This window comes from Microbacterium sp. Be9 (genome assembly GCF_011754135.1).
Lineage (GTDB): Bacteria > Actinomycetota > Actinomycetes > Actinomycetales > Microbacteriaceae > Microbacterium > Microbacterium maritypicum_A.
In genome coordinates this window covers 193,586-217,049 of sequence record NZ_WNWT01000001.1, presented here as the reverse complement: position 1 = coordinate 217,049, position 23,464 = coordinate 193,586, and the positions used below count along the sequence as shown (strand labels likewise).

Here is a 23,464-nt window from a genome sequence, read left to right as displayed (position 1 = left end):
TGCTCGTGCCGCCGCAGCGGCGCTTGACCCTGAGCGAAGGACGGTGGTGTCACCGTGCACAGCCGCTCGGCGAGCGTTCGCGGTGCCGATGAGGGGGTGGAGGATGACCGGGACGACACCGCCGTCCTCAGATCGCACCGCCCGGTGCCAGACGGCGTGCGGAGGACGAGATGGATCTGCAGCTGCAGGGGACGACGGCCCTCATCACGGGGGCAGCCGGCGGCATCGGCCGCGCCACCGCCCACGGGCTCGCTGCGGAGGGCGTCCGTGTCGCTCTGCTCGACAGGGACGGTGCGGCGCTGGACGACGTGGCCCGCGACTGCCCGGATGCGGTGGTCCTGGCGGCCGATGTCACGGACGAGGGCCAGGTGCAGGCCGCCGTGCACGCCGGGGTGGCGGCGCTGGGGAGGCTCGACGCGGTCGTCTGCTGCGCCGGTGTGTCCGGCCCGGTGGGGACGCCGATCGAGGAGACCACTCTCGACGTCTGGAATCGGGTGCTCGCCGTCAACGTGACGGGGTCGTTCCTGGTCCTGAAGCACGCCCTGGCGGCGCTGCGCGAAGCGGAGGCCGCCTCCGTGGTGCTGCTCGCCAGTGACTCGGCCCTCGTCGCGTCGCCCGGTATGGTGCCGTACTGCACGTCGAAGGCGGCTCTGGTCCAGTTCGCTCGCGCGCTGTCCGTCGACCTCGCCGACACCCGTATCCGGGTGAACACGGTGGCCCCGTCGATCGTCGACACTCCGATGAGTCGGAGCGACCTCGGCGCTGCGGCCTTCGACGATCCGCCGTTCCCGGTGCAGAGCGCAGCGGAGGTCGCTGCCCACGTCGCGTACCTCGTGTCGCCTCGCACCAGGGCCGTCAACGGCACCAGCATCCTCAGCGACTTCGGGTACACCGCCCGTTCGGGATTCCCCGCCTGACGCGACCGCGTCGGGCAGCAACAGCGCACGCGCGCCAGAACACACAGGAGCACACATGGGAGCTGTGGTCGGATCGACCGTCTCGGGACGCGTCGTCGTCATCACCGGAGGAGGAACGGGCATCGGAGCCGCCATCGCCGAACGATACGCGGCCGAAGGTGCGCATGTCGTGGTCGTCGGGCGTCGCCCGGAGCCCCTGCATGAGGTCGAACGCGCGGTCGGGGCCCTGCCGATCATCGCGGATGCGGCCGATACCGCCTCCGCGAAGGCTGCCGTCGCCGACGTGCTCGCGCGGTTCGGGCGCATCGACGTGCTGGTCGCGAACGCGGGCGGCCACGGATTCTCGCCGGTGGGGGAGACCGACGACGAGAGCTGGGATGCGGCGATCCGCGCGAATCTCACCACGGCTTTCACGATGGCGAGGGAGGCCCTGCCCGCGCTGATCGAGGCGAAGGGGCAGATCGTGATCGTGTCGTCGCTCGCGGGGCTCTTCGCCGGACCCTCCGTCGCCGGGTACACGGTCGGCAAGCACGCCCTGGTCGGGCTCACGCGCACTCTCGCGCGGGACTACGGCCGGCACGGTGTGCGCGTGAACGCCATCTGCCCCGGGTGGGTGCAGACGCCGATGGCCGACGAGGAGATGGACGAGTTCGCCACGCACGCCGGTCTCGGCTCCCGCGAGGAGGCCTACGAGAAGGTCACCGCTGACGTGCCGCTGCGCCGTCCCGCCCGACCGGCCGAGATCGCCTCGGTCGTGCGGTTCCTCGGCTCCGGGGAGTCGTCGTACATCACGGGGGCGGTGATCGTCGCCGACGGCGGCTCGCACGTGGTCGACGTGCCGACCATCGCCTTCGATCACGCCGGGATGTGATCCGGCGCGCGGTCCGCGCTCATCCGCCGAGATAGGCGCGGTGCAGGAGGCCGGGGTCGGCTCGCAGGGCATCGGATGCCCCTTGGAACGACACCCGGCCTCCCGCCACGACCACGGCTTCCTGGGCGAGATCGAGGGCGAGCTGCGTGAACTGCTCGACGAGCAGCACGCCCACCCCGGAATCGGCGATCGACTTCACGATCGGCATCAGGCGCAGGAAAACGACGGGGGCGAGGCCCAGCGACATCTCGTCGATGAGCAGGATGCGCGGCTTCGCGGCGAACGCGCGCGCGAGCACCACCATCTGCTGCTCGCCGCCCGACAGCAGGGCTGTCGGCGCATCGATGCGCTTCTCGAGCTCGGGGAACTGCGCGAGGGCGGCGTCCAGCTCTCCGGGGGTGCGTGCGGTGAGGGAGATGTTCTCGCGCACGGTCAGCGAGGGGAAGACGGCGCGTCCCTGCTCGATGTGCACGATCCCGCGGCGGGCTCTCGCGACGCGGGACAGCCGGTCGATCGGCTCGCCGTCGAGGGTCATGCCGCCGGCGGAATGCGGGGTGACGCCGGAGACCGATTCGATCAGGCTCGTCTTGCCCGCGCCGTTCGGGCCCACCAGCGCCAGCACCTCGCCTCCGGTGACCCGCAGCGAGACGTCGGAGATCACGGGACCGGCGCCACGACTGACGGTGACACCGTCCAGGACGAGTTCGCTCACTTCAACAGCTCCGTCTCTCCCATGTACGCCTTGACGACGTCGGGGTTCGCCAGGACCTCGGCCTGTGGTCCGCTGGCCAGCACGCGGCCGAAGTCCAGCACCGTGAGGGTCGGGCACACGGAGCGGACGAGATCGAGGTCGTGCTCGATGATGATGAGGGCGACGCCGTAGCGCGCAGGCAGCTCCCGCAGCCTCGCAGCGAGGGCGAGATGCTCGTCATGCGAGAGCCCGGCGGCGGGTTCGTCGAGGATCAGCAGACGGGGACGGGAGACGACGTTCGCGGCGACCTCCACGAGCCGGCGTGTGCCGACGTCGACGCTCGACAGGCGTGCACGCGCGGGCGGGCAGCCGAAGAACTCGAGCACCTCGTCGATGTCGGATGCGGCGAGCCGGCGCCGGGCCACGAACCGCACGTATGCGCCAACGGTGAGCGACGGCGGCACCCGGTCCTGCTGGAAGGTGCGGCGCAGACCGAGACGCGCGCGCCGCGTGGGGGAGAGGCCGACGAGGTCGCGGTCTCCCAGGAGCACGCGCCCCGTGTGCTTCGGGAGGAACCCGCTGATCGCATCGACGAACGTCGACTTCCCGGCTCCGTTCGGACCGATGAGTCCCATGATCGACGCGGCGGGAACCTGGAACGAGACGTCGTCGAGGGCCTTCAGGGTGCCGAACTGCACCGTCAGGCCGTCAACGGTGAGCACCGGCGTCCCGGCGAGCGCCGCCTCGTCGACCGTGGCCGTGGTCGTGGTGGTGATCACCGCGGCATCCGCTCCGGCGTCAGGGGGAAGCGCCGTCAGCGCGACGGTGGCGGCCTGGCGATCCGCGCGGCGCCAGATCAGGTTGCGGATGCCCTGGCCGAGGTTCGTGCCGCTGGTGAGCGCCTGCACACCGAGCACGCCGAAGACGACGAAGCCCCAGTCCTGCGGGATGCCCCAGCGTTTGAGGAGCTCGGGGACCAGCACCCACAGCAGGCCCCCGAAGATCGCCATGTCGATCAGGTGCGCGCCCGACATGATCGCGAGCACGTAGAGGGCCAGCGACTGCAGGGGTGTGAAGCTCGAGGCGAACGGGAGTTGCACCTGACCGGCGAGCAGCCCGCCGGAGATGCCGCCGAGGGCGGCCGAGACCGCGAATGCGGTGAGCTTCGCGGTCTGCACGCTCTGTCCGGCGGCGGCCGTGCCGCGCTCGGAGAACGCGACGGCCTTCCAGCTCGATCCCCACCGGCCGCGCTGCAGGAAGAACGCGCCGAGTGCGCAGACGGCGAGCACGACGATGGAGAGGAAGAAGAACTGCCGGTCGTTCGAGAACATCTCGGGACGCTCGATCGCCGTGCCCTGAGCCGAACCGGGGAACTGGATCTGCACGAGCGTCACGTCGGCGGCTGCCGCGAAGCCCAGGGTCACGACGGCGAGGTTCACACCGCGCAGCCGCAGAGCGGGGAGGCCGACGAGAATGCCGACGAGGCCCGCCGCCACCCCGCCGAGGACCAGCCAGACGATGAATCCGCCCGGCGCCTGCATCACGTTCAGCAGGGAGACGATCCAGGCCCCCACGGCGGCGAAGGTGAGTTGGCAGAGCGCGATCATCCCTGCGGAGCCGGTGACGATGCCGAGACCGAGGATGGCGATCGCGGCCGTGACCGCGCTGATCGCGAGGAAGACGAAGTACCCCGGCAGGGAGGCGCTGAGGATCGCACCCGCTCCGATACCGGCGAGAGCGACGGCGAACGGCCAGGTGATCCGGAACCAGGGACGGTCAGCGAGCGGCATCCCACACCTCCTTGCGCTGCGTCCAGAGCAACAGGACGACGATGAACAGGAACGGGAGGAAGTTGCGCACCAGCGCCACTTCGTCGATCTGGGCGACGAGACCACCGAGCACACCCAGGACGATCCCGCCGACGACGGCGAGGTCGAGTCGTCGGAAGCCGCCGAGCAGGGCTGCCGCCGCGGCCGGGACGATGAGCATCGCGAGGCTGGTCGCGTCGTTCGACTGCGAGGGGGCCACGATGATGATCGCCATCGCGCTGATCACACCCGTGACGAACCAGACGGCGATCGACAGCGGGCGCGAGCGGATGCCGAGGAGTTCCGCCGTGGTCGGGCGCTCCGAGAGCGCGCGCAGCTGCGTGCCGACCCTGGTGCGGCGCAGCACGAGGCGGACCACGATGGCGGTGATGATCGCCATCGCGACGGTCGCGACCGTGACCTGGCTGATCACCACGCCGCCGAACGAGAACGCCGGTCCGGCGATGATCGGCGTGAACGGCTGCGGCTTGTTGCCGAAGAGGATGAACGACAGGGAGATGAGCAGCAGGAGGGGGCCGACGGTCATCGCCGAACGGGTGGTGGTGGAGGCCTCGGACAGCCAGGTCGCGGCGATGAACCCGATCGCTGCCGAGAGCAGCCCGGCCACCAGGACGCCGAGCACCGAGCCGAGCCAGATCGGCAGGTCGAGCTCGCGCACGAGCCACACCGCGGTGAAGGCCCCGAACATCCCGGTCGCGGCCTGGGCGAAGTTCACCACGCGCACGAGTCGGGACATCAGCGTCAGGCACACGCCGAGGACGGCATAGAGGCCGCCGGCGGCGAGACCGGCGATGGCGCCTTGCAGCATGAGGCGTCCTTTCTGTTCCGAGGGGGGACCTGCCGCCGGTAATGCGCCCGGCGGCAGGCGAGGGGTGACTACTCGCCGATGCGGAGCCAGTCGTCGGCGACCTTCTCCCAGGCGTTCGTGCCGGACTCGAGGATGATCGGCCAGCCCGCGGTGTTCTGGGTGCTGAACGCGTAGGGCGTTCCGACCATCGGGTTCTCGATCGGCTCCATGCCCTTCAGCGCTTCCGAGACGGTCTCGCGGGTGATGTCGCCGTCCATCCCTTCGAGCACCTCGATGAAGTACGTCGCGGCGAGGTACCCGCCCTGGCTGAACGAGGTGAGCGGGATGTCGTTGGCCTCCATCAGCTCTCGCCAGTCGGCGTTGATCTCGCTGTCGTCGGTGAACGGGTAGAACTCCGCCGGCACGTAGATGCCCGCACCCGCGTCGTCGATCGCCTCGGCGAAGTTCTCGCTGTAGACGCTCGTCAGGTAGAGCCAGGTCACGTCGTCCCAGCCCTGGGCGTTCGCGGCCTTGACCTGTCCGATCGCGTCGGGCTCCACGGGATTGATCGCCAGGGCCTTGCAGCCCTGGTCGCGTGCCTTGACGATGTAGGGCGTGTAGTCGGAGGCGCCGTACGGGACGGTGTCGTCGACGTACTTCGGCTTCTTGCCGGTGATCTCGGTCCACTTGTCGATCGCGGCCTGGTAGGTGGGACGCGTGGAACCGGCGATCTCGAGCAGGATGCAGATGTCGTCGAGGCCGAGCACCTCGGATCCGTACTGCAGCGTGAGCGTCATGTCGTTGAACGGTCCGACGTTCGCGGGGGAGATGTTGTCGCTGTCGAAGCAGCCGGTGTCGACTCCGATGCCCGGCATCGAGAGGATGCCCTCCTGCTCGTAGTACTTGGCGTTGATCTCGCACTCGATGAGGCTGGCGGAGCCGACGAGCGCGACCGCGCCGTCGCTGCCGACAAGCTCGCGTGCGGAGGCGGTGGCCGTGGCCGGGTCGCCCTTGTCGTCCAGCATCTTGTAGTCGATCGTGCGGCCGTCGAGTCCGCCCGCCTCGTTGAAGGCCTCGAACACGGCGGCGGCGGCCTGCGAGGCTTCGGGGAAGGTCGCGGGACCGCTGATGGTGTTGACGGAGCCGACGACGATCGGGTCGCCGCTCCCACCGCCGGTTCCGCCGTCTCCACCGGCGCAGCCGGTGAGGGTGAGGGCTGCCACGGCGAGGAGCGCCGCGGTGCCGGATGCTCGTGTGTTCATGTGCTTCCTGCCTCTCGTGTTCGGGTGGTGCTGTGTTCGGGTGGTGCTGTGTTCGGGTGGTGCTGTGTTCGTCTGGTGCTGTGTTCGGGTGGTGCTGTGCGGGGTGTGCGGTGTTCAGGCGCGCATGGCGCGGTTGACGAGCTCCGTGTCGGTGATCTGCTCGAAGGCGACGACCTCGCCGCCGACGACCCGCCACACATGGGCGACGCGGGCGGCGAAGAAGCGCCCGGTCTGCGTGTAGGTGCCCGAGTAGGTGCCGATGGCCACCACGATGTCGCCGCCGTCGACGATCTCGTCGATCGCGACGGTGTAGTCGTCCCATTCCTCCTGGATGCGGCGGAACACGTTCCGGGCGACGGCATCCGGGCCGATGTACGTTCCGGCGTACGGGAAGCCGGCAGCCTCGGTCCAGCGGATGTCGGTGGCGAACGGCGCGAGCATCCCGTCGAGGTCGCCGCGGTCGTTGGCGGCGTAGTGCTGGCGGATCAGGTCGGCGTTGCTCATGGGCTCTCCTCGGAGTGGGGGTGCGGCGAACGGTCAGACGGGCTGGGCGTCGGGGTAGGAGACGGCGCCCAGCGGGTAGATGTGGCCGCCGGCCCGCGAGTGCTCGGCATCGCCCTCTCCGGTGAGTCCGAGGAAGATCCCCGTGGTCATCAGCTGGTAGCCGAGGTCGTGCAGCCAGACGCTGGCCACCGCGATACGGAACTCGCGGAAGCAGAACAGGTACAGGCCGTCGGCGAACTTCCACACGGTCGACAGGTCCATGTCGCCGTGGCCGCGCTGCACGCCCTCGAGGCACTGCCAGGCGTAGCGCCGGCTGGAGATGTACACGTGCTCGTAGAGGTGGTGCGGGCTGTACCGGTAGAGGTTGCGTTTGCCGATGAGGTCGCGGCTCGGGCCGGGGGCGTCGCCGCTGACGGGCCCCGCATCGGTCGTCGCCGCCCAGAAGTCCTGGCCGACCTGAGGGGTGCCGTCGACGGCTTCGGGGGCGATGCGCGAACGGATGACGGTCGCCCGGTTCGTCGTCGTGGAGAACACCACGGTGACGGCCTCGCGCGGACGGCTCCGCATCGGGATGTTGACGAACACGACGTCGTCCCGCACCCGCACCGCGTCATACGGGTCGGTGCCGGAGGCTCCGAGTCCGCTCCAGACGACGGCGTCCTCGGAGAACTCCAGGGTCAGGGTCGAGTCGTCGTCGAGGGTGAGGGTGAGGGCGGTGCCGGCGAGGGGGGTGTTCGGCAGGCGGAAGGTGTCGATGCCCGCGGCGAACTCGTCGTACGTGCGCCATTCGTCCAGCGCCGGGTCGGTGGAGGTGTCGGTCATGAGGGTCCTGACGTCGCACGCGGCGGGGCCGCATCGCCCCGGGCACCGCGTCGTCGCGGTGCGCTTGCCTCATGCTGGTGGGGTGTTCCTCATCCCCTCAAGGGGGCGGCGGTCATCGCGCGCCGAGAGTCAACCGGCGTGCCCTCCCGGGCAAGCAACGTGCCGGTGCGCGGCAGACAGAGCGTCAGTGCGCGGCAGACGGAGCGTCAGTTTTCCTGACAGACGGAACGTCAGTGCGCGGCGCGATACTCACTGGGTGAGACGCCGAAGGTCGACTTGAACGCGCGGCTGAAATGCGCGGCGTCGACGAAGCCCCAGCGTGCCGCGATGGCCGCGACCGGGCGGTCGGCGAGCATCGGGTCGAGCAGGTCGCGACGGCACTTCTCGAGGCGCCGTGTGCGGATCCAGGTCGACACGGTCACGCCCTGCTCCTGGAAGAGCCCGTGCAGGTGCCTGGTCGAGATGAAGTGCGCGGCGGCGATCGACGCGGGTCCGAGATCGGTCGACGCGAGGTTGCGGTCGATGTACGAGCGGATGCGCTGCACCAGCGCACGGTGCGGGTCGGCGGACACCTGATCGAGTCCGAGCTCGCGTGTGAAGACCGTCGTCACGAGGTCGAGCGCGCTGTGCGCGAGCCGGGCCCCCGTCGTGCCGGCCAGCTGATCGAGATTACCGGCGAGCTGCGTCAGATACGGCACGACCATGCTGCCGAGGCCTTCGTGACCGGAGATGCGCACGGCGGTGAGCTGCCCGACCATCTCGGCCGGGAGGCTGATGAGGTGCTTCGGGAACATCACGACCATCGTGCGGAAGTCGTCGTCGAACACGAGGGAGTACGGGCGGTCGGTGTCGTAGACCGCGAGGTCGCCCGCCTGGAGCACGGCCTCGCGATCGTCCTGGATCAGCAGGCCGGTGCCGGCGATCATCAGGCTGACCTTGAAGTACGAACGGTCGCCGCGGGCGATGAGCTCGGGGGTGCGCTCGACGACATGCGACGTAGCGCGCACGTCGTTCACATGCACCTCGTCGACGGAGGCGCCGCGGATGATTCCTCGGAAGTGGTCGGGTCCGGCGGTCGTGACCTGCAGGGGCACGAAGGACTCCGAGACGGCGGCACGGAAGTCGCTGATGTTGCGCGCGACGAGCGTGGAAACCAATTCGGCGGGGGCGGCGGGTGCACCGTTCATGACTGATCACCTCGGGTGGTGGAACGACGACGTTGTATACGATCCGTTCCGTGATGCTATCACCGGGATCGGCCGTGCGGGACGACGTCTCGCAGATCAGTGCTCGCAGGTGCATGCGCCTGCGCCGCAGCAGCCGGTGGACGCGACCGCGTGCGCCTGCGTCGACTCGGGCACATCCATCGCGGGGTTCTGGTCGAGGAAGCCGTAGGGCTTGAACCAGAAGCCGGCGTAGTCGACGGGCATGATGGGCCAGTCCTCCGGGCGCGGGAAATGCGTCAGCCCGAACGTGTGCCACAGCACGATGTCCTCTCCGTCGATCGATCGATCGCCCGCGGTGTACTCCGGCAGGCCGGCGCCGCCCTGGTGGGCGTTGGGATAGCGACCGGCCGGCCAGATCTGCCCCTGTTCGTGCCGGGTGGCCCAGAGGTGCTTCGTGGCGAACGCGGCGCGCGCGGCGACGGAGGATGCGGGATCGGCCATGAGCAGAGCGGTCGGCTCCGGCACCAGGTGGTAGGCGGTCGGGCGCCCGACGCGGTTCGTGCGGGAGGCGCTCTGCACCTCCCAGACGCGGGCGACCGAGCTGTCCGCCTCGCGCTGCGCCTCCGCTTCGGTCGCGAGGGTCGTCTCGGTCCAGCTGAACGCGTTGCCGAAGGGGTTCTCCTGGCCCATCGGCACCCGTTGAGCGTCGACCTCGACCAGGCGGTTGTCCTCGCCGTCGATCGCCACGTCGAGGCGTGCGCAGAAGAGGTGCTGGTGCACCGGGGCGAAGACGCCGGGGGCGAGTTCGGTCGCGTGCTTCTGGCGGACGCCCGGCTCGCCGGCCGCGGCGAACACGATGCCGGTCGCCTTCGCGACCACCTCGATCGATCCGTCCAGGGAGAAGTTCCAGTAGAAGCCGTAGTCGTAGTTGCCGATCGTGGAGAAGTACGACACCACGAAGCGGCGCGAGCGACGCACGTCGGCGCGGCCTGCGAGATCGGTGTGCTTCCAGAGGATGCCGTAGTCCTCCTCATGCATGCAGATCACATTCGGGATGCGCACAGGGTGACCGTGGTCGTCGGCGACGTAGCCGTCGAGGTAGCGGATGACGCCGAGGCAGTCGCAGCCGAGTTCGAGGTGGTTGGCGTTCTTTCCGAGCAGGTACTCACCGGCATCGAAGTAGCTGATCCAGAAGCGGCCGGGGGCGGTGTCGCCGTAGGGCACGACCATCTCCGGAACGCTGGCCCGATGGAGCACCGAGCGACCCTGGAAGCAGACGTCGTGCAGCACGAGTCCTTCGCGGGCGTTGAAGTCGACGCGCATCGACCAGCCTTCCCACTCGACGAGCGAGCCGGAGACCGTGAAGCTCGGACCCTCCGGCTGGCTGATCTCGATGGGCTTGAGCGAGGTGCGGGCGTCGCCCTGCGCCTCGGGGTAGTAGTTTCCATGGCCGGCGGGGACGGGCACGTCGCCATGGTCTTCGACGCGGATGACGCTGTTCGCCGTGAGGTCGATGTGCACGATGAGTCCCTCGACCGGGTGTGCCCACGGCGAGTCGTGTTCGTCGTAGCGGAGGAACGTGAGGGAGCGGATCACGCGACGCCCGACCTCATCGGCGCGTCCGGTGTAACCAGGGGCGAGCGGCCCGCAGAATGCGAGGTCCATGTGCGTGGCGAGGCCGCGGCGCGTCATCGCCGCCTGCCATTCGGGGGAGGCCTTCGCGATCGCTTCGGCGCGCTCGTACTCCTCGAACAGGTACTGCGGCTGGCCGTAGGGCGGGGCGTCGTTCGGCACGCGCGCGGTGCGAAGGACCTCGCCTCGTGTGATCGACACGATGGCCTCGGTCGCGACGCCGGTCGCCGTGTCGAGCAGGGTCACATCGACGCGGCGATCGATCGGGGCGCCGGGCTGCCAGGCGGCGAGCTCCTCCTTCGTGATCTCGTCGGGAAGCAGCATCGGCACGCGGGTGCTCTCCGTCAGGAGTCCTGCCGCATCGAGGACCGCGCGGGCGGCGGCGATCTCGTCGCCCGTCAGCGGATCATGCGGGTGCGCTGCGGCGATCTTCTCGATCGAGACGGGCTGCGGTGCGTGGTGGGACATCATCGACCTCACTATTTTCGAGCAACTGCTCAATAAACGGGTTGCGATGATGATACGACGGGTCGTCGGCGGTCCACAACCACCGATTCCCGGGGCGTCGAGAGGGGCTGGCGCGGCTCAGGCGCGCCAGGGCGCGAGGATGCTGTCGAGCACGGCGAGGTGCGCGGCCGCGGGCTGGGGCTCGGTGACCTCGACGATCTGCTGCCCGTAGGTGATCGAGCGCAGCAGCGACAGGACGGCCTCGGTGGGGGTGTCGGTGCGCAGCTCGCGGTCGTGGACGGCCTCGGCGAGAGCGAGTCGGATGCTGCTCTGCCAGGTCGCGAGCGTGGGGGCTCCGGCGTCAGGCGTGGGGGCGAGGGCCGCCAGTCGTCCCCAGAAGCCGACGACCACGTGCGCCTCGGTGCGGGTGGTCTCATCGATCGGCAGCACTTCACGCATCAGCGCCTGGAGTCTCGCCAGTCCCCGCAGCCCCTCGGTGGCTGCGGCGATGCGGGCGTCGGTGCGGCGGGTGACCTCGGCGGCCGCGGCGCGCACGACCTCGTCGAAGCCCTCGAAGTAGTGCCAGAGCGATCCGGTGGCGACGCCGAGCTCCTTGGCGACGGCGCGTGAGGAGACGATCTCGTGCCCGTCGCGGGCAGCCACGGCGAGCAGCGCCTCGGCGATCTGCCGGCGGCGCTCATCGTGGTCGACGATGCGGGGCACATGCCCATCCTCTCGCATCATGACGAGGTCTAGCTATATTGAGCGATTGCTCAATATACTTCCCGGGTGGATCACCTCCTTCCCGCAGCACCGTGGCTGATGGCCGCAGCGGCGATCGTCTCGGCTGTCGCCTGCATCGCGGCGTGGCGCGTCGTGCCGTGGCAGGGACGGCAGGCGGCCCTCGTGATGGCCGCGGTGATGCTGTTCCTCGCATTCACGGACGGCGACACCCTCACGGGGCTGATCCTCGGCGCCGTCCTCCTGCTTTCGGCGATGCTCGGCACCATGGGGGTGCGGGGCACGCCGTCGGCGGCCACGTGCTGCCACCGCGCCCTCGTGTCGCTCGTGATGGCCGCGTGCGCCTTCGAGAGCGCGTCGACGAACGCCACGGGAGCGACCGGCGCGTCGATGCAGGCGGCGGATGCGGGGCACGGCGGTCATGCACTGGACGGCGTCCTGTCGGTTCTGGTGCTGGTCGGGGTGGTGGGGGTCGTGGTGTGGACCGTCGTCGCCGAGTGGTTCGTGGCGCCGGTGCATCACGGCAGGACCGCACGACTGCTCACGACCGAGTCGTGGGCCATGGCCGTCGGTGTCGCTGCGATGTGCCTCGGATTCTGATCGGCGAGGCCCGTCTCCGCTGGCCGGTGGCCGACGGGCTGCTACCGAGGCTCTGCGGCGGGGCGCACGAACACCCAGGCCGCGACGGCTGCCACGGCGGCGGCGATCGTCATGGTGACGGCCATGGTGAGGGCATTCGTGCCGCCGAGGCCCGCGGCGAGGGGCGCGAGCACCGGACCGAACAGGAACGTCGCCATGCCGAGCAGGGCCGAGGCCGTGCCGGCGCGTGCGCCGTGGTGGGCGAGTGCGAGTGTCTGGCCGTTGGGGCCACCCAGCCCGGAGCACAGCATGAATCCGATGAGCGCCCCGATGACTCCGGAGACCCCGGTGCCGGTCGAGGTCAGCACGAGCAGCAGGGCGGTGGCGAGCAGCGTCGCCGTGATACCGCCGAGATACACGCGCAGGGGTCCCCAGCGGCGCACCACGAGCCGGCTGGTCTGGCTGCCGACGATGCTGGCCAGCGCCCCCGCCGCGAACGCGAGGCTGAAGGCCTGCGGGCTGAGGCCGAACTGATCCTGCAGCACGAACGACGACATCGACAGGTAGGTGAAGAACGCGACACCGCCTCCTGCCGCGGCGCACAGCACCGCCACGAAGAGGCGATCGCGCACGACGGCTGCGGCGTGCGACCGGAGCGCCACGGGGCCGGCGCCGTGCCGCCTCGACGGAGGCAGCGTCTCGGGCAGGGCGAACACCACGACGAGGAGCAGGACGACCCCGACCGCGCTGAGCACGCCGAAGATGCCGCGCCAGTCCATGATCAGGGCCAGCTGGCCGCCGACGACCGGCGCGATGATCGGCGCCGTGCCGGACACGAGGAACAGCAGTGACAGCATCCGCGACAGCTCGGCACCCTCGAACTGGTCGCGGGCGATGGCCAGGCAGATCACGATGCCGGCCGAGCCCGCGAGCCCCTGCAGGAAACGGGAGATCAGCAGGAGCTCGATGTTCGGAGCGACGGCGCACACGAGGGAGAGCACCGCGAAAGCCGCTACTCCGACCATCAACGGCAGTCGTCGGCCGAGTCGATCGCTCAGCGGCCCTGCCACGAGCTGGCCGAGTCCGAGGCCGATCATGCACGCCGACATCGTCACCTGCGCGAGAGCCTCCGTCGTGCCGAGCGACGTGGCGAGCTGCGGCAGCTGCGGAAGGTACAGGTCCATCGACAGGGGCCCGAAGGCCTCCAGCATCCCCAGCACCAGCATCGCCCGCAGGGTGCTCATGCGCGGACGGACGGGCTCCTCAGGGGCGGGGAGGCTCATCCGCCGAGGCGCAGGATGCGGCGCAGCCAGCTCTCGCGGGCGGCGACGGCGGCCTTCGAGACCTCGGCATCGGGGGAGAACCCGGAGAACCCGTGATATCCGCCGGCCCATACGTGCAGTTCGGCTCGTCCCCCGGTCGCCCAGATGCGGAGAGCGTAGTCGACGGCCTCGTCGCGGAACGTCTCCGCGGCGCCCACCTCGATGAACGCGGGGGCGAGTCCTGAGAGGTCAGCGGCGCGCGCGGGCGCGGTGTACGGCGAGACGCGGTCGGTGAAGCGGTCCTCTCCGGCGATGGCGTCCCACGCGGTGTCGTTGTTGTTCCGATCCCACGCGCCGAAACCGTCGTACTGACGGCTGGATGCGGTCTCGTTGCGATCGTCGAGCATCGGACACCCGAGCAGCTGACCGGCCAGGCGTGGCCCGCCCCGATCCCGAGTGATCAGAGCGACCGCGGCCGAGAGGCCGCCGCCGGCGGACATCCCCGAGGCGATGATGCGGTCGGGGTCGATGCCGAGTTCCTCGGCGTGCGCGGCCATCCACTCGAGCGCGGCGTAGCAGTCCTCCGCCTGGGCGGGACCGGGGTGTTCGGGCGCCAGACGATACTCGACAGCCACCCCGACGACGCCGTGCCGTTCGGCGAGGTCGATGAGCTCCGCCGTGCCGAAGAACCGGGTGCCCAGCACCATGCCACCACCGTGGATCGACAGCACGGCGGGAGCGGGGGCGGGCGCCGGCCGGGCGGGCCGTACGATCGTGATCTCGATGGCGGGAGCCCCGATGGGCCCGGGGATGGTCCGGTCCTCCCACGTGATCGCACGGCCGTCGGACTGCACGGCCATGGACGGGATGATCGTCGCGAAGTGGTCGCGGTTCGCGTGGATCGTGTCGGCACGCAGCGGGATGATCTCGACCATCTCGACGAACGCATCGAGTCCGGCGACGAGCTCCGAGTCGTAGGGGACAGGCAGCGGCGCGGTCATCGCGCGGCCCGCCAGATGCGACGCAGCCACGACGCGCGGGCCGCGAGAGCGGCGCGCGAGATCTCGGCGTCGGGCATGTACATGTCGAAGCCGTGCGCGCCACCTCCCCACACATGCAGCTCGGCCTGCCCGCCGGTCGCCCAGATGCGCAGCGCGTACTCGGTGTCCTCATCGCGGAACGCCTCGGCCTCGCCGACCTCGATGAAGGCGGGTGGGAGTCCCGCCACATCGACGGCGCGGCTGGGGGCGGCGTAGGCGGGAGCATCCGGATGGAAGGCGAGGTCGTCGCCCAGCACGCACGACCACGCGAGCAGATTCATCTCGCGCTGCCAGGTTCCGATGCCGTCGTACTGAAGACTGGCGACCGTGGAGTTGGTGTTGTCGATCATCGGGCACAGCAACAGCTGTCCGGCCATGACCGGACCCTGCCGGTCGCGGGCCAGGAGAGCCACTGCCGCCGTGAGACCTCCGCCCGCGCTGCCGCCGCCGACGACGATGCGCTCCGGATCGACGCCGAGCCCGGCAGCGTTCGCGTGCACCCAGACGAAGGCGGCATAGCAGTCCTCGACTCCGGCGGGGTAGGGGTTCTCGGGGGCGAGGCGGTACTCGACGTTGACCGCGACCACGCGGTGTTCGTCGACGATGTCGACCACGCGCCCCGTCTCCCACGAGCGGTGACCGACGATCATGCCCCCGCCGTGGATGTTCACGAAGGCGGGAAGCACCTCGTCGCGGGTGTCGGCCGGACGGAACACCGTGATCTCGATCTCGGGTGCTCCGGGAGGACCGGGGATGACGCGGTCCTCCCACTCGATGTCGCGCGCGGCGATGACCGCGTCGTTGTCCGGGAACATCCGGTCGACTCCGTCGCGCGGAAGGGTGTCGCGGGTGAGGGGCGGCTGCGGATTCTTCGCGAGCTCATCGAGCACGGCCTGCACCTCGGGGTCGAAGGGCACGGGGGCGACGGTCGGGTGTCCGGCGGCGGTGGCGGTCATGGTTCTCCTGGAAGCGATGGGGGAGGCGGGTCAGGGGCCTTCGGGGTCGACGACCCCGCGGTCGGCCCAGAACGGCTCGACGAGGCGGCGCAACTCCTCGATGCCGATGCGGTCGACCAGGGCTGCGGCGTCGAGATTCGCGCGCAGCTGGTCGATGCTCGATGCACCGAACAACGTGGTCGTGAGTGCCGGATGGGTGAGCGTGAACGCGATCCCGAGCTGCGCGGGTGAGACGTCGAGCGACGAGGCCAGGTCGGAGAAGGCGGGTACATCCGCGATGATCCGCTCCCGGATATCGCCGGGGTCGCGGCCGATCTGCCTGTTCCCGTTGATCTTGCCTGCGAGCACACCGCCCTCCAGGCAGTCGGAGGCCTGGAGCGTCAGCCCCTGCTCCCACAGGCGTTCGAAGGGCGCGCCGTCGGGGATCGAGCGCCGGGAGACGCTGTATTTGAGCTGCGCGATCTGCGGCCCCGAGACGCCCTCCGCGGCGGCGATGTCGATCAGGGTCTGGATGCTCGACGCCGACCAGTTGTTCACACCCCAGGCGCGGATGAGTCCGGCCCCCTCGAGACGGGCGAGGTCGAGGACGAGGTCGCGCAGGGCGAGGTCGTCGCGGCGCAGGTCGCCGAGGATCACCAGGTCGGCGTGCTCGACGCCGACCCGCATCAGCGCGTTCTCGAGCTGCGGGCGGAACCCGTCATCGCTGAACGCCTCGAGCCACAGCTTCGACGAGAGCAGCCACTCGTCGCGCCGGAGCCCTGCGGCGCGCGCCATCGCCGAGAAGATCACGTCGGTGAAGACGGGCGGCGCTCCCGGTGCGGAGTACACGCCGACGTCGAACAGATTCACGCCGCGGTCGACGGCTTCCCGGAGCATCGTGACCGCGTCGCCGAAGTCCATCCGGTCGTAGGTGTGCCAGGAGCCGAGGGAGAACAGCGAGGCGTCGATGCCGCTGCGGCCGATCTCGCGGCGGGGCAGGAGGGGAGTGGTCACGGGGTCCTCACCGTCTCGGGTCGATGACGGCCTTGACCTCATCGAGTTGGTGCATGTGGGCGATCTTCGCGGAGGCGTCGGCCAGGCCGACCGGGGCGCTGAACAGGTCGTCCCAGGGGAAGCGGTCGGCCAACGCGGTGAAGAAGTCGATCGCGCGGGAGTAGTCCGAGATGTCGCCGTTGAGCGAGCCGACCACGGTGAGCTCCTTGCCCATGATCGTGCTGAGCGGGAAGCCGTCGCCTGCGGGACCGGTGGACCCGACGATGGCGACCGTGCCGCGCTGTGCCGCCATCGCGATCGCGTCGGGCCCGACGCTCGGCGCGCCGGCGAAATCGAACACGTGGTCGGCTCCGCGGCCTCCGGTGAGCGCCATGACCTGTTCGACGACCGGGCCGTCGCGGAAGTCGACGACCGCGTCGGCGCCGAAGCGTCCGGCGAGTTCCAGGCGCGACGCGGGGGCGCCGATCGTGATGACCTGGCCCGCTCCCGAGATCTTCGCGACGGCCGTGGCGAAGATGCCGAGCGCGCCGGCGCCCTGCACGACCACGCGTGAGCCGGGCCGGATGCGCCCGGCCCGTTCGAAGGCCCGCAGCACGGTCTTGGCCGCGCACCCGGCCATCGACGCCCAGGTGTCCTTCACCGACGCCGGGAGCAGCAGTTTCGCCGCCCCCGGGGTCACGTAGGCATACTCCGAGAGTCCAGCGGTGGCGAAGGGATGCACGTCGGCCCGCTGCAGGAACCCGTAGCCGCGGCGGGAGCACGCGACGGGTTCGCGCAGCACCACGCATCCGTGGCACTCGCCGCAGGTCGACTCGGACCAGCCGATGCGGTCGCCGGGGGAGAGCGGGCGTCCCAGGGCGTCCTTCGTGTCGGGCCCTGTAGCGACGATCTCGCCGACCATCTCGTGTCCGAGCACCATCGGGAGCATGCCGGGGAAGCTCATCCGGCCTTCCCAGATCTCGATGTCGGTGCCGCACAGAGTGGTGCACGAGATGCGCACGAGGGCGGCGCCGGGCTCGATCTCGGCGGGGAGGGGAAGGTTCTGCAGGGTGAGCGGTTCGCCGTGCGCGGTGAGCACGGCGGCGCGGGTCGAAGTCGGAAGCCCGGGGGCGGGCGGCAGGTCGAGCGTGGGGAGGGACATGGTTCTCCAGACGGCGGTGTCGGTCAGACCAGGAGCTGTCCGCCGTCGACGGCGACGGAGACTCCGGTGATGTGGCTGGCGGCGTCGCTCGCGAGGAACAGCACGAGCGGCGTGATCTGGGAGACCTCGGCGATCGAGCCGAGGGGGATGCGCGACTCCCAGGCCGCGCGCGCCTGCGGGTTGGACGCGAAGTCGGCGGTCAGGGGCGTGAGCACAGGCCCGGGGGCGACCGCGTTCACGCGCACGCCCGCCGCGGCGAGCTCGATCGCGGCCGTGCGGGTGAGGGCGTCGACCGCGGCCTTGGTCGCCTCGTAGTGGCCGAGGCCGGGGGTGGGCTGTCGGGCGCCGATCGAGGAGATGTTGACGATCGACCCGCGTCCCGCCTCGGCGAGCAGACCGCCGAAGACGCGGAGCATGAGGAAGGTGCCGCGCACGTTGACCCGCAGGGCCGCATCGACGACGTCGACCGGGACCTCCTGGAGGGTGCCGCCGCCGGCGACGATGCCCGCGTTGTTGACCAGGACGTCGAGTCCGCCGTCGACGACGACCCGCTCGGCCGCGGCGCGCACGGAGGTCTCGTCGCTGATATCGAGCGTGAGGGCCGTCGCGCCGATCTCAGCAGCGACGGCGGCCGCGGCATCCGCGTTCACATCGCCGATGAAGACCTCGTCTCCGGCGTCCCGGAAGGCGGCGGCGATGCCGCGGCCGAGCCCGGATGCGCCTCCGGTGACCAGGATCCGGCGGGGAGATGCGGTCATGTTCGTCCTCACTGACGGCTGTTCTGACGGGATGTCTCCGTTATATTCTACAAACATAGAAAAACACAACCCCGTGTCTCGAGAAGGCGAAGGAGCCTCCATGCCCGAAACGACATATCCCCGGAAACGTTTGGACTCCACCGGAGCGGTCGTGTCCCCGCTGGCGCTCGGATCCTGGAACACCTGGGACCGGATGGCACCCGACGAGGCGGTCGCCCTGATCCGCCGGGCGGTGGAGCTGGACGCCGGGTTCTTCGACGTCGCGTACTACAACATGGGCCCGCACGCCGAGAACTCGAAGACCGACGTCCTGTTCGGGCAGGCGCTGCGAGCCAGTGGCGTCGATCGTGCCGAGATCGTGCTGTGCGGCAAGCTCTGGCTGTGGGACTGGCCGAACCAGGGATTCCGCGCGCAGCTCGAGGAGTCGCTGGAGCGAGCGGGACTCGACCGCTTCGACACCCTCGCGGTGGGCGACTACCTCGACGCCCCCGATATCCCGCGCCTCGTCGCCGACGTGAACGAGCTCATCGCCGAAGGGCTCGTCGACTCCTGGGGCATCAACAACTGGCGCATCGAGCACACGCGCCAGGCGCTCGCCGAGGCCGCGGAACAGGGCGCGGCAGGTCCCGCGTTCGCGCAACTGAAGTACGGCATCGCTCGGAGGGCGATGGCGGAGGGCGATGCCTACGGCCCGCTGTTCGCCGACGGCACGCTCGCCCTGCAGGCGTCCGATGTGTTCGAGGGCGGCATCCTGGCCACGGGGCGTGTGCCCGAGCGGAAGATCGGCGCCGACGTCGGAGGCGTCCGTGAGCAGATCGTCGCCGTGTATCCCGAGGTCGCGCGCGTCGCCGCCGGGTTCGGGGTCACACCGGCCGCACTCGGCATCGCCTTCTGCCTGTCGAACCCCGCCACCGCGAATGTGCTGTTCGGTGCCTCTCGTCTCGCGCAGCTGGAGGAGAACCACGCGGCGCTCGCGCTCGCCCGGGATCACGGAGCCGAGGTGCGTGCCGCGCTCGCCGGATGCCGGGTCGACCGCGAGGTGCGGGCCGACGGCGCGTGGTGAAGGGGGTGCCTACGCCTCGCGCTCGCGGGCGACGGTCAGAGCGCGCTCGAACGTCGAGACGATGACCTGCCGCCGGTCGACGCGGTAGTCCTCATCGGGTTCGAGCTCATCGATGTACTCGTCCCACACGCGGACGTAGCGATCCCGCCAGGCTTCGAGCGTGCTGCTCGGCGGGAACGTCGCCCCCACGCGGCCGGCGGATCCGATGTCGGTGAGGATCTCCAGCCAGGCGGGCGCCATCGATCCGCCCCACTCGTCCGGCTGCAGCTCGGTGTCATCGTCCTCGTCGGCGAACGCCTCGGCGATCTTCGCGATGAGATCGTCCGTGATCTCGCTCAGTCCGTCGGCGACGGTGTCGTCGTCGAAGTTCCCCGGTCCCCACGTGCCCACGGCACCCTCTTCCTCTCGGCCGTTGCGATCGGATCCAGTGAACCACGGAGTGGCTGCGGTCTGCGTGCTCGCGTCAGTGCGCGCCGCCGAACTCGATCATCGCCACACCGGCCGCGATGAGCACGACGCCGATCGCCATCCCGCGATCGAGCGCGACCGACAGCAGCCCCAGTGAGCCGGTGTAGCCGATCACGACGACGATGAGCCAGAGCGGATGCGTGAAGCCCTCGGCCGCAGAGGGGTCGCGCTGACCTCCAGGGCGATCGCGATCAGAAGAGGTGGCCAGGCCGACGGCCGCGGGCGGTCTGTCGTCGAGTGCCTTTCGTGGACCGCACGAGGGAGGGGAGGGGTTTTCGCGCGCAGCGCTCGACCGGGAACGACCGTCAGAATACCGGCATCCATTCGAAGATCTGTTCGAAACTCGCGACCTGCTTCGGTAGAATCGAGTCATGTCGAAGTTGGCCGTACTGCACGAGGCGATGTCCCGCCTCGACGCGGCGTGGGCTGGCGCCGACGAGTCGGGCGAGTTGTCGCGCGAGCAGCTGATCGCGGTGAGTGCATCCCTCGGGGAGCTGCAGAGACGGTTGGATGCGGTGCACGTCGAGGTGGCCGCGTGCATCTCCCGCGAGTCCCGTCCGGAGTTGGGCGCGGAGAGCCTCGCGAAGCAGCAGGGCTTCCGGAACCCGGCGACGTTGATCGCGGCGACGGTGGGTGTGTCGTGGGGTGACGCGACGCGGCTCGTGAAGGTCGGGGAAGCCGTGGTGCCCCGCGAAGACCTCTTGGGTGCGCCCCTGCCGGCGAAACATCCGGTGGTGCGCGAGGCGCTCGGTGCGGGGGTGTTGAGTGCCCAGGCGGCGGCGGTGATCATCGCGCTGTTGGATCGGTGCCGACTGCCGGCGGGAGCGGTGCGTGTCGCCGAGGCGGAGCGGGTGCTCGTGGAGAAGGCGGCGGGGCTCGCTCTCGACGACGTGCGCAAGCTGGTGGTTCGCGCAGAAGCGTGGCTCGATCCGGATGGCGTGGAGCCGCGGCTCGAGGAGCAGCGTTCCCGCCGATCGCTCACCATTCATGAGCGCAACGGGATGCTGCATCTGAACGCGATCCTCGACGCCGAGACCGCAGCCCCCGTCGTCACGGCGATCCGCGGGTACGTGACCGCCGCATTCGCCGCTCGGAAGGATGCGACGGACGCCGATGCGCCGGACGCCGACCGCCGCACGGTGCCGATGATTCAGGCTGATGCGCTCGCCGTGTTCGCCGCGCACGTGCTCGGATGTGCGACCAGGGTGCCGCTGGCGGGTGCCACGATCGTCGTGAGGGTGGGCCTCGACGACCTCGAGGCCGGCACCGGCTCCGCCGAGATCGACGGGATCGAGCAGCCGGTGAGCATCGGAGCTGCGAGGCGCATGGCCGCCGGCGGGGGAGTGATCCCGTGCGTGCTCGGAGCCGCGAGTGAAGTGCTCGACTGGGGGCGCGAGAAGCGCCTGTTCACACGGGCGCAGCGGTTGGCGTTGGCGGAACGGGATGGCGGCTGCGCCATGTGCGGGCTGCCGCCCGAGATGACGAAGGCGCATCACATCCGGTGGTGGAGACGCGACCACGGACCGACGGATCTCTCGAACGGCGTGCTGCTGTGCGAGACCTGTCACCACCGCATCCATGACAACGGATGGGATGTCCGCATCGACGGTGGCGGCGGGTGCGCGAGGGTGTGGTTCCTCCCGCCGGCCTCGGTCGACCCCGCCCGCACACCTCGTCCGGGTGGCAGAGCGCGCTTCGACATCGCCGCCTGAGCGCTGCGATCCGAGGGCAGGATGCGCCACGCCCGGCCATGCCTGCGCGCACGGACAAGGCCGGTGCGCCCCGAGGCATGAGTCGGCGCTCTCCGCGGAGGAAACGCTCTTGCGCTCTTTTTCCACGCATGTAGACTAACCAGCACGACACATCGAAGTGACGTCGGATCCGGCCTCCGGTCAGCGGCACCTCACCCCTTCTTCACCACCCCTGCACCCGAGAGAAGGAACCATGAAACGAATGCCCCTCGCGCTCGTCGCGGCCGTCGCCGCGACTCTCGCGCTCACCAGCTGCAGCGGCTCGACACCCTCGCCGTCCGGCGGCAGCGATGTCGAGAGTCCCGATGCTCTCAACATCGGGAACTTCCTCGACATCACCTCCTGGGATCCCTCGCTCGCCGACATCGGCTTCGACGGCCCGTACCTCTCCGCGGTCTACGACGCCCTGATCGCCCTCGACGCCGACGGCAACCCGATCCCGTCGCTCGCCACCGAGTGGAAGGTCGCCGACGACGACCTCAGCATCGACCTCGACATACGCACCGACGCCGTGTTCAGCGACGGCACCCCGGTCGATGCCGACGCCGTGATCACGAGCCTCGAATACCTCAAGGTCGGCGCTCGTTCGGGGGAGGCCTACGTCAATGCCGCCTCCTTCGAGAAGGTCGACGACGACACCGTCCGTATCGCCCTCACCCAGCGCGACGACACGATCCTGTACCTCATGGGTCTCGGCCGCAGCTACATCGCCTCCCCGGCGTCGATCGAAGCGGGCACCCTCGGCAGTGAGCCGATCGGCTCCGGGCCCTACGTCCTCGACAGCGCGACGAGCGTGGCCGGCGCCGAATATCACTTCACCAAGACCGCCGATCACTGGGATGCCGAGACCTATCCGTTCTCCGAGCTGGCGATCTTCCCGATCACCGACGCCACCGCACGCCACAACGCCATGCTCAGCGGTCAGATCAACGTGCAGTACGGCGACGTCGCCAACCTCGAGCAGGCGAAGCAGCAGGGCTGGAACACCGCCGAGCGCGTCTCCGGCTGGGCGGGGCTCGTCATCACCGACCACACCGGTGCCAAGAGCGAGCCTCTCGGCAAGCTCGAGGTGCGGCAGGCGCTCAACTACGCCTTCGACGGAGCCGCCGTCCTCGCTGCCGTCGGCAGCGGAGCCGGGGTCGCCACGAACCAGGTGTTCCCCGACGGCGGGCCGATCAACGACCCGTCGCTGAACGAGACGTACGCCTACAGCATGACCAAGGCCAAGGAGCTGCTGGCCGACGCCGGCTACCCGGACGGGTTCGCGATCTCGATGCCGATGTCGCCCATCTTCGAGATGTGGAAGCCGTCGGCCGAGCAGGCGCTCAACGAGCTCGGCGTGAAGGTCACGTGGGACAACATGCAGATGCCGGACTACCAGTTGAACGCGCCGAACTACCCGATGTTCATCTCGTTCCTCGCGATGGACGGCAACGACGTGGCCACCGTCTCCCGTCAGGTGACCAGCGTGCAGTGGTTCAACCCCGAGCCCGACTACGCGCAGAACGAGGTCATCGCTCCGCTCGTCGAGAAGGTGCAGACAGAGCGCGGCGACGCGCAGACCGACGCCGTCAAGGAGCTCAACAAGGCCCTCGTCGACCAGGCGTGGTGGTCGGTCTGGTACCAGGCGAACAACATCTACTACACGGCGCCCGGCATCCAGCTGCAGCCGGTGGTGGGGATGATGTTCCCGACGCTGCGCTACATCACTCAGGGCTGACGCCCGTCGGGGCGGCCGCGACGCCGGCCGCCCCGACACCCTTCCCCCTCCGACCCCCACCTTC

The 23,464-nt window shown here is 69.9% G+C and carries 22 protein-coding genes; 6 read left to right on the top strand and 16 right to left on the bottom strand.

The genetic code is table 11. The features are described 5' to 3' along the window. The first annotated feature begins 170 nt into the window (after positions 1 to 170). Both GLO27_RS01060 and GLO27_RS01055 read left to right on the top strand, forming a co-directional pair. On the top strand, positions 171 to 917 hold the full coding sequence (locus tag GLO27_RS01060) for an SDR family oxidoreductase (protein WP_167253209.1): 747 nt from the start codon (positions 171 to 173) through the stop codon (positions 915 to 917). A gap of 55 nt (positions 918 to 972) precedes the next feature. Then, complete coding sequence (locus GLO27_RS01055; RefSeq protein ID WP_029260460.1) at positions 973 to 1,788, top strand: SDR family oxidoreductase; 816 nt, start codon at positions 973 to 975, stop codon at positions 1,786 to 1,788. 19 nt (positions 1,789 to 1,807) lie between these two features. Here the strand turns inward: GLO27_RS01055 and GLO27_RS01050 are convergent, their stop codons facing one another. The 9 genes from GLO27_RS01050 to GLO27_RS01010 all read right to left on the bottom strand — a co-directional run bounded on the left by GLO27_RS01050 (position 1,808) and on the right by GLO27_RS01010 (position 11,651). Then, on the bottom strand, positions 1,808 to 2,500 hold the full coding sequence (locus GLO27_RS01050) for an ATP-binding cassette domain-containing protein (protein WP_167253207.1): 693 nt from the start codon (positions 2,498 to 2,500) through the stop codon (positions 1,808 to 1,810). Then, on the bottom strand, positions 2,497 to 4,269 hold the full coding sequence (locus GLO27_RS01045; protein WP_021200353.1) for an ATP-binding cassette domain-containing protein: 1,773 nt from the start codon (positions 4,267 to 4,269) through the stop codon (positions 2,497 to 2,499). Before GLO27_RS01045 ends, GLO27_RS01050 begins: the two co-directional genes overlap by 4 nt. After that, complete coding sequence (locus GLO27_RS01040) at positions 4,256 to 5,116, bottom strand: branched-chain amino acid ABC transporter permease (protein WP_029260457.1); 861 nt, start codon at positions 5,114 to 5,116, stop codon at positions 4,256 to 4,258. The genes GLO27_RS01045 and GLO27_RS01040 overlap by 14 nt, the downstream gene beginning before the upstream one ends. A 68-nt stretch (positions 5,117 to 5,184) precedes the next feature. Next, positions 5,185 to 6,357, bottom strand: coding sequence for an ABC transporter substrate-binding protein (locus GLO27_RS01035; protein ID WP_167253205.1), 1,173 nt, complete (start codon positions 6,355 to 6,357; stop codon positions 5,185 to 5,187). Between the two features lie 114 nt (positions 6,358 to 6,471). Next, entirely contained in the window at positions 6,472 to 6,861 is a 390-nt protein-coding gene (locus GLO27_RS01030) for a nuclear transport factor 2 family protein (protein WP_021200996.1), read from the bottom strand. Positions 6,862 to 6,894: 33 nt separating this feature from the next. Continuing rightward, a complete protein-coding gene (locus tag GLO27_RS01025) occupies positions 6,895 to 7,683 on the bottom strand; it encodes a MoaF C-terminal domain-containing protein (RefSeq protein WP_029260454.1) in 789 nt (262 codons plus the stop codon). Between the two features lie 230 nt (positions 7,684 to 7,913). Next, a complete protein-coding gene (locus GLO27_RS01020) occupies positions 7,914 to 8,870 on the bottom strand; it encodes a helix-turn-helix domain-containing protein (protein ID WP_029260453.1) in 957 nt (318 codons plus the stop codon). A gap of 96 nt (positions 8,871 to 8,966) precedes the next feature. Beyond that, positions 8,967 to 10,952: a primary-amine oxidase gene (locus GLO27_RS01015; protein ID WP_167253203.1), complete on the bottom strand. Its 1,986-nt coding sequence runs from the start codon at positions 10,950 to 10,952 to the stop codon at positions 8,967 to 8,969. 114 nt (positions 10,953 to 11,066) lie between these two features. After that, entirely contained in the window at positions 11,067 to 11,651 is a 585-nt protein-coding gene (locus tag GLO27_RS01010) for a TetR/AcrR family transcriptional regulator (protein ID WP_167253201.1), read from the bottom strand. A gap of 66 nt (positions 11,652 to 11,717) precedes the next feature. Between GLO27_RS01010 and GLO27_RS01005 the strand changes: the two genes are divergently transcribed. Next, positions 11,718 to 12,269, top strand: coding sequence for a hypothetical protein (locus tag GLO27_RS01005; RefSeq protein ID WP_152525968.1), 552 nt, complete (start codon positions 11,718 to 11,720; stop codon positions 12,267 to 12,269). Positions 12,270 to 12,310: 41 nt separating this feature from the next. On the opposite strand, the gene GLO27_RS01000 is transcribed toward GLO27_RS01005, so the two are convergent. Genes GLO27_RS01000 through GLO27_RS00975 form a run of 6 tightly spaced genes read right to left on the bottom strand, consistent with a single transcriptional unit; the run spans position 12,311 to position 18,398 of the window. Beyond that, on the bottom strand, positions 12,311 to 13,531 hold the full coding sequence (locus GLO27_RS01000) for a multidrug effflux MFS transporter (RefSeq protein WP_243844687.1): 1,221 nt from the start codon (positions 13,529 to 13,531) through the stop codon (positions 12,311 to 12,313). Continuing rightward, the gene (locus tag GLO27_RS00995) at positions 13,528 to 14,511 is read right to left on the bottom strand and encodes an alpha/beta hydrolase (protein ID WP_167253197.1); all 984 of its coding nucleotides are present in this window, start codon (positions 14,509 to 14,511) and stop codon (positions 13,528 to 13,530) included. Before GLO27_RS00995 ends, GLO27_RS01000 begins: the two co-directional genes overlap by 4 nt. Further along, positions 14,508 to 15,506: an alpha/beta hydrolase gene (locus GLO27_RS00990; protein WP_167253195.1), complete on the bottom strand. Its 999-nt coding sequence runs from the start codon at positions 15,504 to 15,506 to the stop codon at positions 14,508 to 14,510. Before GLO27_RS00990 ends, GLO27_RS00995 begins: the two co-directional genes overlap by 4 nt. 30 nt (positions 15,507 to 15,536) lie before the next feature. Further along, positions 15,537 to 16,499 carry an aldo/keto reductase gene (locus GLO27_RS00985; protein WP_292775046.1) on the bottom strand — a complete coding sequence of 321 codons (963 nt, stop codon included), beginning with the start codon at positions 16,497 to 16,499 and terminating at the stop codon, positions 15,537 to 15,539. Positions 16,500 to 16,506: 7 nt separating this feature from the next. Beyond that, the gene (locus tag GLO27_RS00980) at positions 16,507 to 17,640 is read right to left on the bottom strand and encodes a zinc-binding dehydrogenase (RefSeq protein WP_167253191.1); all 1,134 of its coding nucleotides are present in this window, start codon (positions 17,638 to 17,640) and stop codon (positions 16,507 to 16,509) included. Positions 17,641 to 17,663: 23 nt separating this feature from the next. Then, a complete protein-coding gene (locus GLO27_RS00975) occupies positions 17,664 to 18,398 on the bottom strand; it encodes an SDR family NAD(P)-dependent oxidoreductase (RefSeq protein ID WP_167253189.1) in 735 nt (244 codons plus the stop codon). A 100-nt stretch (positions 18,399 to 18,498) separates the two neighbouring features. Between GLO27_RS00975 and GLO27_RS00970 the strand changes: the two genes are divergently transcribed. Further along, positions 18,499 to 19,461 carry an aldo/keto reductase gene (locus GLO27_RS00970; protein WP_167253187.1) on the top strand — a complete coding sequence of 321 codons (963 nt, stop codon included), beginning with the start codon at positions 18,499 to 18,501 and terminating at the stop codon, positions 19,459 to 19,461. A gap of 9 nt (positions 19,462 to 19,470) precedes the next feature. On the opposite strand, the gene GLO27_RS00965 is transcribed toward GLO27_RS00970, so the two are convergent. Beyond that, positions 19,471 to 19,851, bottom strand: coding sequence for a DUF4259 domain-containing protein (locus tag GLO27_RS00965; protein ID WP_167253185.1), 381 nt, complete (start codon positions 19,849 to 19,851; stop codon positions 19,471 to 19,473). Between the two features lie 449 nt (positions 19,852 to 20,300). Here GLO27_RS00965 and GLO27_RS00955 point away from each other — a divergent pair, with 449 nt between their 5' ends. Both GLO27_RS00955 and GLO27_RS00950 read left to right on the top strand, forming a co-directional pair. Then, positions 20,301 to 21,641 (top strand): HNH endonuclease signature motif containing protein, encoded by a 1,341-nt coding sequence (locus tag GLO27_RS00955; protein WP_167253183.1) that lies wholly within the window; start codon positions 20,301 to 20,303, stop codon positions 21,639 to 21,641. A 232-nt stretch (positions 21,642 to 21,873) separates the two neighbouring features. After that, positions 21,874 to 23,400 carry an ABC transporter substrate-binding protein gene (locus GLO27_RS00950; protein WP_235045253.1) on the top strand — a complete coding sequence of 509 codons (1,527 nt, stop codon included), beginning with the start codon at positions 21,874 to 21,876 and terminating at the stop codon, positions 23,398 to 23,400. Positions 23,401 to 23,464 lie beyond the last annotated feature (64 nt).

Bases quoted from the DNA above. Each gene is read 5' to 3' on its own strand.
- GLO27_RS00995 (WP_167253197.1), bottom strand. From the start codon at position 14,511: ATGACCGCGCCGCTGCCTGTCCCCTACGACTCGGAGCTCGTCGCCGGA.
- GLO27_RS01015 (WP_167253203.1), bottom strand. From the start codon at position 10,952: ATGATGTCCCACCACGCACCGCAGCCCGTCTCGATCGAGAAGATCGCC.
- GLO27_RS01000 (WP_243844687.1), bottom strand. From the start codon at position 13,531: ATGAGCCTCCCCGCCCCTGAGGAGCCCGTCCGTCCGCGCATGAGCACC.
- GLO27_RS01020 (WP_029260453.1), bottom strand. From the start codon at position 8,870: ATGAACGGTGCACCCGCCGCCCCCGCCGAATTGGTTTCCACGCTCGTC.
- GLO27_RS01025 (WP_029260454.1), bottom strand. From the start codon at position 7,683: ATGACCGACACCTCCACCGACCCGGCGCTGGACGAATGGCGCACGTAC.
- GLO27_RS00950 (WP_235045253.1), top strand. From the start codon at position 21,874: ATGAAACGAATGCCCCTCGCGCTCGTCGCGGCCGTCGCCGCGACTCTC.
- GLO27_RS01060 (WP_167253209.1), top strand. From the start codon at position 171: ATGGATCTGCAGCTGCAGGGGACGACGGCCCTCATCACGGGGGCAGCC.
- GLO27_RS01030 (WP_021200996.1), bottom strand. From the start codon at position 6,861: ATGAGCAACGCCGACCTGATCCGCCAGCACTACGCCGCCAACGACCGC.
- GLO27_RS00955 (WP_167253183.1), top strand. From the start codon at position 20,301: ATGTCGAAGTTGGCCGTACTGCACGAGGCGATGTCCCGCCTCGACGCG.
- GLO27_RS00990 (WP_167253195.1), bottom strand. From the start codon at position 15,506: ATGACCGCCACCGCCGCCGGACACCCGACCGTCGCCCCCGTGCCCTTC.
- GLO27_RS01055 (WP_029260460.1), top strand. From the start codon at position 973: ATGGGAGCTGTGGTCGGATCGACCGTCTCGGGACGCGTCGTCGTCATC.
- GLO27_RS00970 (WP_167253187.1), top strand. From the start codon at position 18,499: ATGCCCGAAACGACATATCCCCGGAAACGTTTGGACTCCACCGGAGCG.
- GLO27_RS00975 (WP_167253189.1), bottom strand. From the start codon at position 18,398: ATGACCGCATCTCCCCGCCGGATCCTGGTCACCGGAGGCGCATCCGGG.
- GLO27_RS00980 (WP_167253191.1), bottom strand. From the start codon at position 17,640: ATGTCCCTCCCCACGCTCGACCTGCCGCCCGCCCCCGGGCTTCCGACT.
- GLO27_RS01045 (WP_021200353.1), bottom strand. From the start codon at position 4,269: ATGCCGCTCGCTGACCGTCCCTGGTTCCGGATCACCTGGCCGTTCGCC.
- GLO27_RS01040 (WP_029260457.1), bottom strand. From the start codon at position 5,116: ATGCTGCAAGGCGCCATCGCCGGTCTCGCCGCCGGCGGCCTCTATGCC.
- GLO27_RS01035 (WP_167253205.1), bottom strand. From the start codon at position 6,357: ATGAACACACGAGCATCCGGCACCGCGGCGCTCCTCGCCGTGGCAGCC.